At 53.2% G+C, this 15,150-nt stretch carries 13 protein-coding genes and 1 tRNA gene; 8 read left to right on the top strand and 6 right to left on the bottom strand.

The features are described 5' to 3' along the window. Nucleotides 1-4: 4 nt before the first annotated feature. Nucleotides 5-484, top strand: coding sequence for a DUF4124 domain-containing protein (locus ACO0K8_RS12730; protein WP_422947029.1), 480 nt, complete (start codon nucleotides 5-7; stop codon nucleotides 482-484). Nucleotides 485-599: 115 nt separating this feature from the next. Here the strand turns inward: ACO0K8_RS12730 and ACO0K8_RS12725 are convergent, their stop codons facing one another. Next, entirely contained in the window at nucleotides 600-1,724 is a 1,125-nt protein-coding gene (locus ACO0K8_RS12725; RefSeq protein WP_422947028.1) for a branched-chain amino acid ABC transporter substrate-binding protein, read from the bottom strand. Nucleotides 1,725-1,979: 255 nt separating this feature from the next. On the opposite strand from ACO0K8_RS12725, the gene ACO0K8_RS12720 reads away from it, so the two are divergent. Next, on the top strand, nucleotides 1,980-2,360 hold the full coding sequence (locus tag ACO0K8_RS12720) for a glutathione S-transferase N-terminal domain-containing protein (protein ID WP_422947027.1): 381 nt from the start codon (nucleotides 1,980-1,982) through the stop codon (nucleotides 2,358-2,360). 239 nt (nucleotides 2,361-2,599) lie between these two features. Beyond that, nucleotides 2,600-3,670 carry a formylglycine-generating enzyme family protein gene (locus tag ACO0K8_RS12715; protein ID WP_422947026.1) on the top strand — a complete coding sequence of 357 codons (1,071 nt, stop codon included), beginning with the start codon at nucleotides 2,600-2,602 and terminating at the stop codon, nucleotides 3,668-3,670. A gap of 132 nt (nucleotides 3,671-3,802) precedes the next feature. Here ACO0K8_RS12715 and ACO0K8_RS12710 read toward each other — a convergent pair whose 3' ends face one another. After that, nucleotides 3,803-4,288 carry a response regulator gene (locus tag ACO0K8_RS12710; protein WP_422947025.1) on the bottom strand — a complete coding sequence of 162 codons (486 nt, stop codon included), beginning with the start codon at nucleotides 4,286-4,288 and terminating at the stop codon, nucleotides 3,803-3,805. A 443-nt stretch (nucleotides 4,289-4,731) separates the two neighbouring features. Between ACO0K8_RS12710 and ACO0K8_RS12705 the strand changes: the two genes are divergently transcribed. Further along, complete coding sequence (locus tag ACO0K8_RS12705) at nucleotides 4,732-6,015, top strand: MFS transporter (RefSeq protein WP_422947024.1); 1,284 nt, start codon at nucleotides 4,732-4,734, stop codon at nucleotides 6,013-6,015. 10 nt (nucleotides 6,016-6,025) lie between these two features. Then, on the top strand, nucleotides 6,026-7,129 hold the full coding sequence (locus tag ACO0K8_RS12700) for a threonine aldolase family protein (protein ID WP_422947023.1): 1,104 nt from the start codon (nucleotides 6,026-6,028) through the stop codon (nucleotides 7,127-7,129). A gap of 251 nt (nucleotides 7,130-7,380) precedes the next feature. Here ACO0K8_RS12700 and ACO0K8_RS12695 read toward each other — a convergent pair whose 3' ends face one another. Further along, on the bottom strand, nucleotides 7,381-8,814 hold the full coding sequence (locus ACO0K8_RS12695; RefSeq protein ID WP_422947022.1) for a DUF2799 domain-containing protein: 1,434 nt from the start codon (nucleotides 8,812-8,814) through the stop codon (nucleotides 7,381-7,383). A gap of 327 nt (nucleotides 8,815-9,141) precedes the next feature. Between ACO0K8_RS12695 and ACO0K8_RS12690 the strand changes: the two genes are divergently transcribed. From ACO0K8_RS12690 to ACO0K8_RS12680, 3 genes are all read left to right on the top strand, one after another. Next, on the top strand, nucleotides 9,142-10,923 hold the full coding sequence (locus ACO0K8_RS12690) for an ABC transporter transmembrane domain-containing protein (RefSeq protein ID WP_422947021.1): 1,782 nt from the start codon (nucleotides 9,142-9,144) through the stop codon (nucleotides 10,921-10,923). 141 nt (nucleotides 10,924-11,064) lie between these two features. Then, a tRNA-Met gene (locus ACO0K8_RS12685) sits at nucleotides 11,065-11,141 on the top strand. A 68-nt stretch (nucleotides 11,142-11,209) separates the two neighbouring features. After that, entirely contained in the window at nucleotides 11,210-11,713 is a 504-nt protein-coding gene (locus tag ACO0K8_RS12680) for an acyl-CoA thioesterase (RefSeq protein WP_422947020.1), read from the top strand. A gap of 157 nt (nucleotides 11,714-11,870) precedes the next feature. Here ACO0K8_RS12680 and ACO0K8_RS12675 read toward each other — a convergent pair whose 3' ends face one another. The 3 genes from ACO0K8_RS12675 to ACO0K8_RS12665 form a co-directional block, all read right to left on the bottom strand. Continuing rightward, nucleotides 11,871-12,323, bottom strand: a complete 453-nt coding sequence (locus tag ACO0K8_RS12675) for a ProQ/FINO family protein (RefSeq protein ID WP_422947019.1) — start codon at nucleotides 12,321-12,323, stop codon at nucleotides 11,871-11,873. 153 nt (nucleotides 12,324-12,476) lie between these two features. Then, nucleotides 12,477-13,961 carry a cardiolipin synthase gene (cls, locus tag ACO0K8_RS12670; RefSeq protein WP_422947018.1) on the bottom strand — a complete coding sequence of 495 codons (1,485 nt, stop codon included), beginning with the start codon at nucleotides 13,959-13,961 and terminating at the stop codon, nucleotides 12,477-12,479. A gap of 76 nt (nucleotides 13,962-14,037) precedes the next feature. Then, entirely contained in the window at nucleotides 14,038-15,141 is a 1,104-nt protein-coding gene (locus tag ACO0K8_RS12665; RefSeq protein WP_422947017.1) for a patatin-like phospholipase family protein, read from the bottom strand. Between the last annotated feature and the right edge of the window lie 9 nt (nucleotides 15,142-15,150).

Here is a 15,150-nt window from a genome sequence, read left to right as displayed (position 1 = left end):
CACTATGAATACAATTTCGCCACTAAATCGACTACGACTATTCGCTATCGGCGCTCTCGCCTTGTTGGTGGCAGCGCCAGCGCAGGCAGAAATCTATAAATGGGTAGATGCCAATGGCAAAACCCATTACACAGAAAACAAGGATGAGGCGGGCAAGGGCAAGGCCGAGCAGGTAAAAATCTCGGCTCAGGCTCAGCCGCAATCTCCGTCTAACCAAACCGGCGTGCCCTCAGCCCGCAGTTGGCAAGATCAGGAACAGGAATCGAAACAAAGATTGGCAAAGCAGCAGCTAGCGCAAGCTAGCCGGCCGGCAACGTCAGGCTACAGTCAGAGTGGGTCGTACGGCAGGCCAACCAGCGATGCGGGGCAATGTGCCTTGGCGCGGGATATCATTTCTGGCAAAGCAGTCCATGGTAACCAAGCAAAGACCGATGCCAATGACAGAGCGGTAGCCGCCAGCGATATTGCCCTGTTCTGCAAATAAGCGCTAAACACGCAATCCGAAAACCCATGCGCAATATCCATGCGGCTCCCAGAGCCAAATCGGCCTGCAAGGCGCATGCAGATTGCGCATCTATTTTGCAGCAGCTAGCGCGGCTTTAAAACTTATTGCTTTGCTCGACTAACTTGCCGTTGATCGCTTCAAAAATCACCACGGTGGCGTCTTTTAAATCGCCTTTGGCGTCAAACTCTACCGATCCCTGAATTTTGCCGTCGAGCGCAGATTTTTTCATTTCAGCCAGATAAACCGTAGGATTGGTCGAGCTCGCTTTTTGCATGGCTTGCGCAAAAATATGTACGCCGTCGTAGGCTAGCGGTGCTCTGGCGCCGACTTCGCCATGCTTGGCCTTATATTTTTCGACAAAAGCGGCTCCGGCGGCAAGCCAGGACGGTGACACCCCGGCGATGGTGCAAAAATAGTCTTTATTCGCATTGCCGGCAGCGTTAGTGATCGCCTGAGCATCGCATAAGGTGTCGCCAGTGACGAAGCGTGCGGAAGAGCCCGCGCTACGTAAGGCCTTTAATATTCCCTGGCCGACTTGCTCATTCCCACCGTAGACCACAACATCGGTCTGGTTGTCGCTGATTTTTTTGGCTAATTCGGCATAGTTTGCGCTGGCCTGTAACACCGACTGTTTGCTCACTTCAATTTTTTTACTGACGATGATTTTATTCACCTCAGTCGTCAGGCCACTACCGAAAGTGCTGCCATCGTCCAGCAAAAACACCTTCTTGGCATGTAGTTTGTCGGCCGCGATGCGCCCCAAAGTTGTGCCCTGTTCAATATCGTCGGCAGTAATGCGAAAGCTACTAGCCGACCCCATTCTGGTGTACTGAGGATTAGTGGCGCTGGACATTTGCGGGATGCCGGCTTTGGCGAAAATCGGGGCCGTCAGTATCGCCAGATTTGAATTCGGCGGCCCATACACGGCAACGACACCAGCATCGACCAGGCGTTTGGCGGCATTACCCGCCTCGTCTGTCTTGGCTTTATCGTCTTCGATCAACAGTGAAAAATGCGCTGGTTTGCCGTCGATTAAAAATTTGCTTTCGTTTAATTCATCCACAGCAATTTGCGCGCCCTGAGCGATGCTCTGGCCATTTTTCGCCAACTCACCACTCATAGGCGCAAGTACGCCGATTTTCACCTCGACCTGACGGCTGCATGCGGCGGTCAGTAGAAGTACGCTCAAGACGCTAAGATTTCGCACAAAGATAGTCATCATTTCTCCAAAATTAAAAAATACGCGAAGCACATGCAGACAAAAACTGGGCACGTGACTCCTGCTTAGGCATATTGTGATCCAATATTTAGGGCTTGCGCAAATAAATCCTCTTGAACAATGACGCCAGTATTCTCTGCGAGGCCTACAAAAAACGGATGTTTTGATACTGCGCAGTCCCTAAAACTCGCAGCGACAAAGTCTTATCGCGTACAATCGCGCCCTTCTTCCTGCTTTTTGATTTTAAGAGTAAACATGAAATTATTTTTTAGATTGTTGCGCGCCGTGCTTGGCCCTGTGTTGCTACTCAAAGAGCGCCTGAGTCATCCTGCAGGCATGCAACGCGTGTACGCAGAACAGGCAAGAGTCGATAAGCTATGTCAGCAATTGTCCTTGTATCAATTTAAGACTTGCCCATTTTGCATTAAGGTACGCCAGGAAATGCGCCGCTTGTCCTTGAAAATAGAATTACGCGATGCCCAGCACCACGCAGAAAACCGTGACACTTTGCTGGCTCAAGGCGGCAGCGCCAAGGTGCCTTGTCTGCGCATAGCCGCCGCCGATGGCAGCGTTAGCTGGATGTATGAATCGAATGACATCATCGCCTATTTACGCCAGCAATTCGGACGTAAATAAAACACAAAAAAACAACATGCCTGAGTCGCTAGGTCTGAGCTGGGCACACGGTGCAGACCTAAACCCGCTCAACTCTCTGCTACAAGACTGCCAGCACAAGCGAGCGCAATATAGTTTGCACAGATAAAAAATAAATTCAATAGAGTTAATATTAATCCAACAATGCGCTAGACTAGACAATTTGGTGCCGGGAAATTTTTTGCCGGGGTCTTTGTCACTATTTTTTAGCTCACTTGGCCATGATGACTTGTTTATTTGCACGTTTCCACAGCAAAACTAAGGGCAGCAGTAGCAGAGGCAAGCGCCTCTCTCTACGCAAAATCACGGTACTGCTGTCCTTGCTGACACTCGCAGGTGCCAGCTTGGCAGCGACAGCCACCAGCCCTGGCAGTCTGACTAACTCGCTGGATATGCGCATGCAGTTGATACCTGCCGGTGAATTTTTCATGGGTAATGATGAAAGCCCAGCCAGCCTGCAGCTCGCTTATCCACTGATATCGCAACGACGTATTGAACAACTCAACGACGAAGCACCGCGCCATAAGGTAAGAATTAGCCAGGCCTTTTATCTGGGGCAGACTGAAGTCACGGTCGGGCAATTCCGGCGCTTTCTGAAAGAGTCAGGCTACCAGCCAGAATCGATCGCCGATGGCACCGGTGGCTATGGCTATAATCCGGCCTACGACCCCGACAAGAGCGCGCGCGGTGATCAATTTGAGGGACGCGATCCGCGCTATAGCTGGAGCAACCCGGGTTTCCCGCAAGACGAGCAGCATCCTGTCGTTAACGTCACCCGCAACGATGCGCTGGCCATGGCGCAATGGCTGAGCAAACAAGAAGGCCGCGTGTATCGCCTGCCTACCGAAGCCGAATGGGAATACGCAGCGCGGGCTGGCACCCAGACCCGCTACCACAGCGGCGACGCACCTGAGTCACTACTCAAAGTGGCCAATACCTTCGACGCCAAATCGCAAGTGAACTGGCCTAAATTTGCCGAACACGCACTCAAAGGTGACGACGGTTATGTGTTTACCGCACCGGTCGCCAGTTTTGCACCGAACGCCTTTGGCCTCTACGACATGCATGGCAATGCCTGGGAATGGACCCAGGATTTTTACGGCGAAGATTATTACGCCCATTCGCCGGTGAATGACCCGCAAGGGCCGGCGGATGGCAATGTGTATGTAAGACGTGGCGGCTCCTGGCATACCTGGGCTTTTTATGCCCGTTCATCGTATCGCAACTGGAATACTCCGCAGACTCGCTACACCCTGGTCGGCATGCGCCTATTAATGGAAGCGCCGCGTTAGGGAACTCCTAAAACCCTATGCTCGGGCGCATCGCGGCGTCGATTGTCCGATGCGATCCTCGCAATACCGACGTATTGCTGCGGTTTGCGCCTTGCGCTGCATCCCGATTCACGGGTTTTTAGAAGTTCCCCGTTAAAACGATGCGCGGGTGTTTTGCAGCTGCGCCATTAACTCAGCCAATTGCTGACGCGAGATCGGTTTCTCTAAGGTGGCGCGCACTTTCAAGCCCTGCACTCTGGCCAGTTTTTCGGCCAATTTGAGTGCCGACGCCTTGTAATTACTCAGCGCCCAGTCGCCAGTGGCGGGCGCCTGATGATCGTAACTAGACATAATCACGACCTCCCCAGAAAAGCGCTTATGCGCGATTTTAGTCAACAACTCGAATCCGTCCATACCCGGCATGCACAGGTCGCAGAGTAAGAGATCGGGTTTGGGTTCGCTGTTGTTGAAAATTTCCAGGGCTTGCGCACCAGAATGGGCGGTATGTATCATCGCCACTCCCAAGTCGGTGAGCATATCGACCAGCACTTCGCAATTAAACACATCGTCGTCTATCAACAAGATGGACGGTAGCGCCGGCTTTACGCGAGACGAGTAGGGATCAACTGCATTCGACATGTTAGGACTCCACGTGAAGACATAGATACGACAGAGTATAAACAGATTTTTTGCGGCCAACAGCGCTATCTTCCTGAGCGCTAGAAATTGAGCGTTTTTTCAAAATCCTCTGTAGGCATACGCAATCTGGCTGCGGCCTGCAGCAGGATATTGGCCTGGAAGGCGCATGAATACTGCGCATATCGATGCGGGAACTACTAAAAACCCGATACTCGGGCGCATCGCGGCGTCGATTGTTCAATGCGCTCCTCGCAATACCGACATATTGCTCCGGTGTGCGCCTTGCGCTGCATCCCGATTAATGGTTTTTTTGAAGATACCATGCAGCAGGACTTAAACTGCATTATCGGCGCGTGAGAAATGCAACTTATGTATCATGGCAAGGTCTGAGTCTGAACCTTCTATACAGCCAGCGCTTTTGCTGCATCAGCGCGGCTTACACCATGCATACTAAAACCTTTAATCCCGTCTTTAATTCCTATCTGATTTACATAGGGGTGGCGCTGGCCTCAGCCGGTGTCGCTTTGTACACGCCACTGATCGTTTCTGAAACGGGCAAAAATTTTTCCGGCACCTGGGCCGCGGCGATTTTATTCGGGCTCAATCTGGGCCGCGTGCTCGGCTCGTATCTGGGCGGGCGTTACCCGCGCCTGGCAAATCAGCCGCTAGCGGTGTCGGGGAATATTTTACTGGAGGGTATAGCGCTGTATTGTATGGCCTATCTGCAGCAAGCCTGGGCGCTGGCCTTGTTTGCGCTGCTGGCCGGTTTGGGCAGCGGTCTGTCTTTTCCCGGGCTGAAAAACTATCTACTCAAACTAAAAGATCTCGATCAGGGCTCGCTATTTAGCCGTTTGGCGTTTGCGATACGCATGGGTCTGGTGAGCGGCTATCTGGTGGCGGCCTGGGCTCCCATCCATAGTCTCAAGCTGGTGTTTTTGTTTGTCTTGCTTAGCTTTATCGCCTATGCCATTTTTATGCTGTATGCGATGCGCGACATCAGCCGGCACGAAGCGCTGCAATTGAGCCTCGCCAGCGCCAGCAAGACGCACGAGTTAAGCGCCAGCCCCGAACCGCTGCATCTGGCATCGGATAATCTGCCTGCCCTGAAACTGCCACTGATGTTTCATTTGTCGAATGCCGTATTTTGGTGTTTTGCGATCCAGCCTATGATAGGTTTCAGTTTGCACATTCCAAAATTCACTCCCGAAATCCCGGTCTCGACACCGTTCTGGCTGGCCGCTCTCGTCATCATTTTTTTCCAGATTCCGGTCTCTAAGCGCGCGGTGCGCACACGTGATCATTTTCGTTTTCTACGGATAGGCTACGGCTGCCTATTTCTGAGTTTTGCCTTGATGGTGGTGGCTGGCCAATCTGCTGCGGCAGTGATCGCCTCGGCCATTTTATTGTCCTTCGGTCAGGTCTTTTACGGCCCCTCATTTGATGTCGTCATCGCACGATTTTCCGCCAACTCGTCAGAACAGACCGGCAAACTGATGTCGCAGCAAATGCTGTATCAAAGCATGGGCACCATGTTCGGCAGCTTGATCGGCGGGGTCTTGTTCGATCTGGCGCAACGCCTGCACATGCCTAGCCTCAATTGGCTGTTACTGGCAGTGGGCAGCTTGTGGATGATGACACTGAGTAAACACAAAATTCCAGATCTATATCGAAGCGCAAAACAAAGCAGCGCCAGGCTAAGCACCGCCAGCGCGACTTCCCATCGTTAACGAGTAAACCATGTCGCCAGCCATCCATCCCGCTTTAGCCAAACTACCTGCGCCGCGTTGCAGCTTCACTAGCGACAATTCGGCCGCAGCCCATCCCAGCGTCATGGCCGCGATGCTCGCCGCCAATAACGGCCATGCCTTAGCCTATGGCGCCGACCCGTGGAGCGAACAGACGCAACAAGGTTTCAAGCAAATGTTTGGTGCCGACAGCGAGGCTTTCCTGGTCTGGGGTGGCAGCGGTGCCAACGTAATGGCGCTAGTGAGTTTATTGCAAGCGGGCGAATGCGTGGTCTGCAGCGATCAGGCACATATCGCAGTGGCTGAGACGGGCGCGCCGGAGCGCGCACTCGGCGCTAAATTATTGCTACTACCTAGCGTGGCAGGCAAAATACACCCTGAGCAAGTGGCAGCCCTAGGCCGCACACTGGGCTCGCAACACCACCCGCAACCAGGCATTTTATCGCTGACCCAGGCCACCGAAATGGGCACCGTGTATAGCGCCGCAGAACTCAAGGCGCTGTGCCAAGCCGCCCATCAACTAGGCATGCGGGTGCATCTGGACGGTGCCCGTATTGCCAACGCCTGCGCCGCATTGGGCGGGACACTCGAAGCCTTGCGTAGTATTAGCCTCGATGCTGGCGTCGATGTATTGTGTTTCGGCGGCACCAAGGCCGGTCTGATCGGTGGCGAGGCGCTGATCTATTTTCATACTGAGCATGCGCGGCGTGCAAAATATGTGCGCAAACAAGTCAATCAACTGCCCTCAAAAATGCGCTATGTGGCAGCGCAGTTTAATGCGCTGCTAGAAGACGAGTTGTGGCTAACACTGGCGGCGCATGCTAACCGTATGGCGCAGCGGCTGTATCTGGCGACCCGTGATATCGCAGGCCTGCAGTACGCGCAAGCCCCCATCACCAATGGCCTGTTTCCGACGCTACCAGCTGCCTGCATCGCGCCACTGGCAGCCTGGTGTCATTTCTGGGAATGGGATAGCAGCCAGAGTCAGGTACGCTGGATGACTGCCTGGGACACCAGCGAAGCCGATGTCGATCACTTTGCAGCGGGAGTAAGAGCACTGTTGCAGCACTATACAGAAAACGGCAACGCGCTTTAAATAGCAACAATATCTGCAGCGATGACGTAAGTGGGGGCGTCTAAAAAACCAGCAGTTTCCTTCAATTTCTTGGTTTTTTCGAATTCTCTGAAAATCAATTACGCAGTATCCACGCGCCCTGCAGCCCGATTTGGTTTGCGAAGGCGCATGGATACTGCGTAAAGCTTTTTGGGATATTTACTATGAATTGATATGCTGATGCACGACAGATCTCGCAGTAGTGCAAACTCAAGTGATCAATTCACGTGCTCTTAATTGAGATAAATATCGCGTTTGATTTGCTGCAATTGCTGCTCGTACCTAAAGTTCCAGCGCCTCAGGTCTTCGAACTCATCATAGCTACGACGTAAAAACTCACGTAATTCACGTTTCTCTTGCTCGCGACGTTTATCAATATTCGCGCTCTCGGCATTGATGACGCGGTTTTTATCGTCCTGATCACGCTTGGTCTCACGCTCTAATTGTGCCAGCCTGTGCTCGGCAGAATTACGTCTATCGGCCAGGCGATTCAGTTCGTCATTGCGATAGCTTTGCTGGCGCAGCACGTTCTCATACTCCTGCCCGCTGGCCAGGGCATGTCTTACCCGATTTTGCTGCGGGCCGGCACAGACCTCAATCGCCATACCCTGATTGCTACGACCAAAGGCAAAGGCATTATCGACACTGCAATAGCGCGCATTTTGCTCAGTCCAGGCTTGCTGATACACCTCACGGGTTTGCGCGATGACGAACACATTATTGCGTCTGGCATTGGCCATTCTATCTTCCAGCAGATTCGGCCTACCATAACCGTCTTCTTTACCCGCGTCTTGCCAATACTGGATGAGACGCTGCTCCCAGCTCTGCTTGTATTCTTGTTCAGAAAATTTCAAACCGCGCTGCTTGGCATCTGCGCGGCGAGTATTCACATCGCGCCCCTGAGTCGCATCTTCCCAACCCAGGCGTTTCCAGTATTCGATAATTTCCAGATTCCAGGCGCTACGGTAGGCAGCTTCGTTCACTTGCACTCCGTTTTCCCGCGCGCCAGATGCGTGTTGTTTAAATCCGGCATCGGGCTTGCCATCGTGTGCATCGAGATAACCAAGTCGCGTCCAATAGGCCTGATTGCCAGTCTGCCAGCCTTCCAGATAACTGAGGCGATTAAAGCCTATCGCCTGACCCTCGGCAGCGCGCGCAGTCTCGCCAGAAGCGGCGCGCCCGGCCGCGCCATCCTGATCGCCTAGTCCGCGCCAGTAATCGGCATTACCGCTGATCCAACCTTGTTTGTAAGCGAGTTGGTGTAAGGGCGTATTATTTTTTTTAGTCTGTTCAGAGGCGGCCTGATCTGCAAAACTCGACATAGCTTTGGCCGCTAAACCATCTTGCGCGCCTAAACGTTTCCAGTATTGAAAATTACCCTGCTCCCAGCCAGCCTGATAACTGGCGCCAGAATCGGCCTTGATTTTGCCTTCGTCGACATTCGCGCAGAATTTCTTGCGCTCTTCAAAGCGCTGATCCAAACCCTGATCACCGTCCTTATTGCCGATCACGCCCCAGTCGCCCGCTTTGCAGTCATTCACCTGTATTCGGGTACTTTGGCAGGCAGTCAGGCTAGCTGCGGTAAAAATCGTCAGCGCAGAAAAAACCAGGGGCTGGAAATACGATCTGAAAAACGATGACATGGACGATGACATAGAAGATGACATACACGACCTTTATTTGGAAAATGCTAACTCAACGCAGAGACAGGCAGATTTGTTGACGATAGCGCGCATTATCTCACCAGATTCGTGTATTTTGCATCAATAGGACTTACGCAAAACCGCCCCAGCGTCGTCGCATCCGCCTTGCCGTACTGAAGTAAGTCTTCGGCGGCACGCCTAGCTGGAACAATTTTGCGTAAGTCCTAATCAACCGAGATAGCCGTCCGCAATGCGCATCGCACCAGAGTGCACAAAACCTGACACAATACGGCTGACCTCAAACTAGCATCATTGCACGAGCTTACAACCTCCCTCACCTTGCCCAGGCTTATGACTACTTCTGATTTGCCCAAAAGCAGCATCTCCACCTTAAAAGGCTTAATTCCTTTTCTGCTTCCATATAAACGCCAATTTTTCCTGGCCGGGATTGCACTGGTGGTGGCGGCCTGCGCCACACTCGCGATCCCGTACGCATTCCGGCAAATGATCGATCTGGGCTTTGGCGGCGGCGACCGTAATATCCAGCATGTCGATCTGACTTTTCTGGCGCTGTTCGGGGTTGCCGTGATATTAGGTATCGCCACTGCCGCACGCTTTTACATGGTGTCGTGGCTGGGCGAGCGCGTCACTGCCGATATCCGCAATGCGGTGTACTCGCATGTCGTCACGCAAAGCCCTGAGTTTTTCGAGACCACCCGCACCGGTGAGGTCCTATCGCGCCTGACCACCGACACTACCTTGATACAGGCGGTAGTGGGCACTAGCATCTCGATGGCTTTGCGCAATATGTTGCTGTTTATGGGCGGCCTGGTGATGCTGTTCGTGACCAGCCCGAAACTCTCTTCCATCATCATTGTGCTGCTGACCGCCGTGGTGTTACCCATTGTGTATTTTGGCCGGCGGGTACGCAAACTCTCGCGCGATTCTCAAGACCGTATCGCCGACGCCTCGGCCATGGCCGGCGAGATTCTTAACGCCATGCCTACGGTACAGGCTTTCACGCATGAGAAGCTAGAAGCCCAGCGTTTTTCCAGCTCGGTAGAAAACGCCTTCGGCACCGCCATGCGCCGTATCCGCGCCCGTTCGCTACTCACCGTGCTGGTGATCTTGCTGGTATTTGGCACCATCGTCTTCGTCTTATGGCTAGGCGCGCATGAAGTTATACAAGGCAAGATGAGCGGCGGCGAGCTTGGCCAATTCATCTTATATGCGTCGATTGTTGCCGGTGCCATCGGTGCCCTATCCGAAGTCATGGGCGAAGCGCAACGCGCCGCCGGTGCTACCGAACGTTTATTGGAGTTAATGGCAGTGCGCTCAACTATACAGTCGCCGGCGCAGCCTAGCTCCCTGCCGCAACGCACCGCTAGCGGTGCCAGCCTGACTTTGAACGACATCGGGTTCTTTTATCCATCACGTCCCGACACTGCCGCGCTGGCTCACCTCTCCTTACAGATTGCGCCAGGCGAAACGGTGGCCGTAGTCGGTTCATCCGGGGCCGGCAAGACCACCTTATTTCAATTGCTATTGCGCTTTTACGACCCGCAGAAAGGCACTATAGAGTTAGATGGCGTAGATATCCGGAATCTAGATTTGCAGGTACTACGCGACAGCATAGGCATAGTCCCGCAAGACACCATTATTTTCTCGGCCGACGCCATGGAAAACATCCGTTACGGCAAAGCCGACGCCAGCGACGCCGAAGTCATCGCCGCTGCCAAAATGGCCGCCGCCCACGAATTTATAGAACGGCTGCCAGAAGGCTACCACTCCTTCTTAGGCGAGCGTGGTGTGCGCCTCTCTGGCGGCCAGCGCCAGCGCATCGCGATCGCCCGTGCCATGCTCAAGAACCCACCCTTGCTATTATTAGACGAAGCCACCAGCGCCTTAGACGCAGAATCCGAACGCCTGGTGCAAGGCGCACTAGAAGCCGCCATGCAAGGACGCACCACCCTGATCATCGCGCACCGCCTGGCCACCGTACAACGCGCCGATCGCATCATCGTGATGGAACACGGCCACATCGTGGAAACCGGCACCCATGCCAGCCTGGTAGCGCAAGGCGGCATCTACGCCAACCTGGCTTCGTTACAATTTACTAGCTTACAGGACTAAGCAGCACCGCCTGACGCTGCGGCGTAAGCCTGAGCCCCTGAGCCAGCATCGCTTTTCCGGCAAATTCCGCTAGCCAATCGGACTTTCCGCGCAATTGATATTGACAGCCGTCGATCACAATGGCATAATCTTAGGCTTCTTGGTGATATAGCTCAGTTGGTTAGAGCACAGCACTCATAATGCTGGGGTCGGTGGTTCAAGTCCACCTATCACCACCAGAATTTCGTTTAGGGCAACCGAAGACGCACGAAAAACCCGCCACTAGCCCTGTGCTACGGCGGGTTTTTTGTCGCTTAAACCTTTTTATGGCTTACATGAAAGTATCCGCATGATCTGGGACTATCCTCAGCCTTACACATTGGACGTAAGTCCTGAACACAGTGATATAGACGGACTCAATCACACCAATAATGCGGTGTATGTGCGCTGGTGCGAAGCTATTGCCTGGGCGCATTCGGAAACATTGGGCCTGTCGTTGGCGGACTATCTGCGCTTAGATAGAGCGATGGCGATACGGCACGCAGCCTACGATTATTTATTGCCTACGGTGTTGGGAGAGAAACTACGGCTGGCCACCTGCTTAGTCGCTAGTGACGGCAAACTTTCTATGCAGCGTCGCTTTCAGTTAATTCGGGAGAGCGATCAGAGCACCGTCATGCGTGGGCACTGGGATCTGGTGTGCATAGAAGTGAGTAGCGGAAAAGCGCGGCGCATGCCTGCTGAATTTTGTCAGGCGTATTTGCCAGCGATGCTACAGCCGCTGCCTGAATCATCGCAACAATCTGAATAGGAAAAAGCAGCCCATGCCAGCGCGCATATTCCATGCGACCTACAGCCTGGCATGCCCGCAACCCGCATGGATAGTGCGCCTTGGGCCTATTAAATGGAATTAATCAGCGAAACCGCAAACCGCAAATTCAGCGAGCGCTGAATTTGCACACAGTGGCTTAATTATTGCGTGAGAACTTGCTAGCGAGTTGATTGAGCTTTTCGGTATGCTGTTGTGCCGCTGCCTCAGCCACTTTTGCCGCGCGCGCTGCTTCTTCGGCGGCGCGTTCCGCCTTGCGTTGCTCGGCTACTTTTTTAGCGCGTTCGCGCAATACCGTAGTGGCATGGGTGCGATGGACATCGGTGACTTCTTCTGCCGCGTTGCCTTGCAAATCGAAACGATGCGTGGCTTTTTCCATGATCTTCAGATAGCGCAAAGAATTCGTGTGTATGCCCAAAGTGGCGCGCAAGAGTTTGCGGCTCAATTCTGGATACAGAGCGATGAGTTGCTTATCTATCCCTATCGTCAGCGGCATGTATTCACGAAAAGCGACGAACTTTTCCTGCAATTCTTTTAACAATGCACGGGGAGTTTGAAATGGGCTGACGGGTGTAGAAGTAGGCGTGTTCATCGAGGCTAATGGCTTATTTAATGTACTAAGTTCGGCAGAATATCACGGAGTGTCAAGGCTCGCGCTATTTTGCGGGCAGATTTGCGTATTTTGGCGGTTTTTCATGTCTATTTTACATTTACTTACTTCTCACTGGCAATTCTGCTGCATTCCCTACAGCACCGGCCCAAACATGGCTACGGTATTATTTAATAGCCGGTGCCCTAACGACCAGCGCGCCACCTGCTCGGCCGTCACGGCGACCGACTCCAGTAAGTAGCTCTGTTGCCGTTGCCGCACTTGCGCGCTCAATACCGGATCGTAAAACAGGATATTGTTTTCGTAATTGAGCTCAAAACTGCGCCTATCCATATTCGCCGAGCCGATCAAGCTGATCTCGCCATCTATGGTCAGAGTTTTACTGTGCAGCAAGCCAGCTTGAAACTCAAATATTTTCACGCCGGCTGCCAGCAGTTCGGCGTAATAGCTGCGACTAGCTGCCGCTACAATTTTAGAATCATTACGCGCCGGGAAAATGATACTGGTGGCGACCCCACGGCGGGCGCTGGTACAGAGCGCTGCCAGCATCGATTCGTCAGGTACAAAATACGGTGTAGTGATAAATAATTCGCGGCGCGCCGCATACATCAAAGTCTCGAACACTTCCGGCATGGCGGAATAGCGTATGGTCGGCCCGGTGCCTATCACTTGCGCACTGAAACCAGGCTGGCCAACTTGGCCAACCTGGGCTGCTTGGTTAGCTTGGGTTGCGGCAGGTAAACGCAATAAGTCGCTAATATCTTCATGTACTTGCCCCATCCAGTCACTGACGAACAAGTGTTGATTTTGGCGTGCAATCGGCCCTTCAAAGCGCAGCATGATATCGACCCAGGGCGCATATTTGGCTTTGATCAAAAATTCGGGATCGGCGCAATTTTGACTGCCGCAATAGGTAATGCGGTCATCGATCACCACAATTTTTCTATGATTGCGCAAATCGATACGCCCTAATAAGGGCCGCAGCAGTGGATTACCGATAGGCAGCGCGGTGGCCACCTCAACCCCCGCTATCCGCATCGCCTGCCAATGGGATGAAGCTATCATAATGCGCGAGCCCAGACCATCGACCATGACACGACACGCTACCTGGCGCGCCACCGCCCGTCTTAGCGCAGCGACCACTTTGAGCCCGCTGGTATCGGGCAACCAAATATAAAAAATGATATGCACATGCGTCTGCGCCGCGTCGATATCGGCCACGATGGCCTCAATACTGGCATGCGTATCGGCCAATAGACTTGCGCGATTGCCGCCCACCACATCGAAACCATTCACGCTATGCCCAAGCCGGAACAAGTGCTGATAGGCTTGCGGCACCTGACTGATCGCCTTCAGGTCTGGGTCATGCAGTGTGCTGGCGAGCGGCAGCAAAGCACGCACCTTACGCATACGCGCGACGCGACGGCGTCCGATATTGGTCTCACCAAGAAAAAGATAAGCCAGGATGCCGCCCACCGGCAGCACGATGATCACCACCACCCAGGCAATTCGCGAAGCCGGTTCTCTATGCGGCCGCAAAATAGCGCGCACGATCAAGCCCAGATGGATCATGAAAAACAGCACCGTCCACAGCACACTGAAGAATTTCTGATCAAGCATCCGGATATCCATCAGCAACTAGCATCGGTGTCGCTAAGACCAGTCTGCAAAATGGCAGCGAATGCGACAACATCGCTTACTCTTGCGGCAGTTCATGGATAACTAAGCCGGCATGCGGCGGTAACGGCACTAACCAGGCCTTGTGCGCCAAGGCCCGCTGACAATCGTGGATACCATCCTGCCAGCGCGCCTCGATGGTCTCGCGACTAAAATCGATGTCTTTAAAATAGTGATCTTGCTTACTCGCCTTCATGATCAGATTGACGACATTCACGGTGTGATCGCAGCCCAGTGCCAATAACATTTGCGTAGTCTCGTGCTGACGTTCGGCGTCCGGCATTTTATCGGCCAACAAGCGTATCGCTTTTTGTAAATTAGCGATCTGCTGATAATTCTCCAGCAGCTCTTTGGAGCGGCTCGCGTATTGTATGCTCTTATAACGTGCCAGCGCCTCGGCAATCGAGGTGGGGCGAATTTCGGTAGGATCCCATAGATCGACCATGAAACACAGGGCATCTTTCTGCCGGACTTCGGCTAAAAATACCGACAAAGGCGAATTGGAATACACACCACCATCCCAGTACGCCTTAGCACCTATCTGTATCGGTGGAAAACCTGGTGGCAGTGCGCCGCTGGCCATGATGTGCTCGGCCTGAATAACTTGTTTTTTGCTATCGAACACCACCGATTGTCCGCTATCGAGATCCACCGCACAGACACTGAGACGGATAGCGCCACGATTGAGATACGCAAAATCGACATATTTTTCTAGGGTGGATTTGAGCGCCGAGGTATCGTAAAAACCCATTTCATTCAGAGGCACTTTGGCGTTGATATCGGCACTGGCACCGAGACGCGGCTTAAAAAATCCGTGTACGCCCTTCATCAAGATTCCCATCGTATTCATGGAGTGTGCCAGATTCGCCAAAGGCGGAAGCGACAACCACCATGCGGTCAGAGGATCGGGCCGACTAGGCGTCAGACTATCCCAGAACGCCTTGATTTGCGCAACCCGGATCTGCGGCGGATTACCGGCAATCAACGCCGCGTTAATCGCCCCTATCGAGGTGCCAATAACCCAGTCGACCTCGGTATGCTGCTCACTTAAGTGCTGATACACACCAGCCTGATACGCCCCTAAGGCACCACCACCTTGCAGAATAAGAACGGTACTTTGCATAGACTCACC

The organism is Undibacterium sp. Ren11W (assembly GCF_049340485.1).
Taxonomy (GTDB): domain Bacteria; phylum Pseudomonadota; class Gammaproteobacteria; order Burkholderiales; family Burkholderiaceae_D; genus Undibacterium.
Note: the sequence above shows the minus strand (reverse complement) of the source record. Positions and strands in the feature narration are given on the sequence as shown.

What these genes read in the sequence shown, in the direction of transcription:
- ACO0K8_RS12730 (WP_422947029.1), top strand. Translation starts at nt 5, where the DNA reads ATGAATACAATTTCGCCACTAAATCGACTACGACTATTCGCTATCGGC.
- ACO0K8_RS12725 (WP_422947028.1), bottom strand. Translation starts at nt 1,724, where the DNA reads ATGACTATCTTTGTGCGAAATCTTAGCGTCTTGAGCGTACTTCTACTG.
- ACO0K8_RS12720 (WP_422947027.1), top strand. Translation starts at nt 1,980, where the DNA reads ATGAAATTATTTTTTAGATTGTTGCGCGCCGTGCTTGGCCCTGTGTTG.
- ACO0K8_RS12715 (WP_422947026.1), top strand. Translation starts at nt 2,600, where the DNA reads ATGATGACTTGTTTATTTGCACGTTTCCACAGCAAAACTAAGGGCAGC.
- ACO0K8_RS12710 (WP_422947025.1), bottom strand. Translation starts at nt 4,288, where the DNA reads ATGTCGAATGCAGTTGATCCCTACTCGTCTCGCGTAAAGCCGGCGCTA.
- ACO0K8_RS12705 (WP_422947024.1), top strand. Translation starts at nt 4,732, where the DNA reads ATGCATACTAAAACCTTTAATCCCGTCTTTAATTCCTATCTGATTTAC.
- ACO0K8_RS12700 (WP_422947023.1), top strand. Translation starts at nt 6,026, where the DNA reads ATGTCGCCAGCCATCCATCCCGCTTTAGCCAAACTACCTGCGCCGCGT.
- ACO0K8_RS12695 (WP_422947022.1), bottom strand. Translation starts at nt 8,814, where the DNA reads ATGTCATCTTCTATGTCATCGTCCATGTCATCGTTTTTCAGATCGTAT.
- ACO0K8_RS12690 (WP_422947021.1), top strand. Translation starts at nt 9,142, where the DNA reads ATGACTACTTCTGATTTGCCCAAAAGCAGCATCTCCACCTTAAAAGGC.
- ACO0K8_RS12675 (WP_422947019.1), bottom strand. Translation starts at nt 12,323, where the DNA reads ATGAACACGCCTACTTCTACACCCGTCAGCCCATTTCAAACTCCCCGT.
- cls (WP_422947018.1), bottom strand. Translation starts at nt 13,961, where the DNA reads ATGCTTGATCAGAAATTCTTCAGTGTGCTGTGGACGGTGCTGTTTTTC.
- ACO0K8_RS12665 (WP_422947017.1), bottom strand. Translation starts at nt 15,141, where the DNA reads ATGCAAAGTACCGTTCTTATTCTGCAAGGTGGTGGTGCCTTAGGGGCG.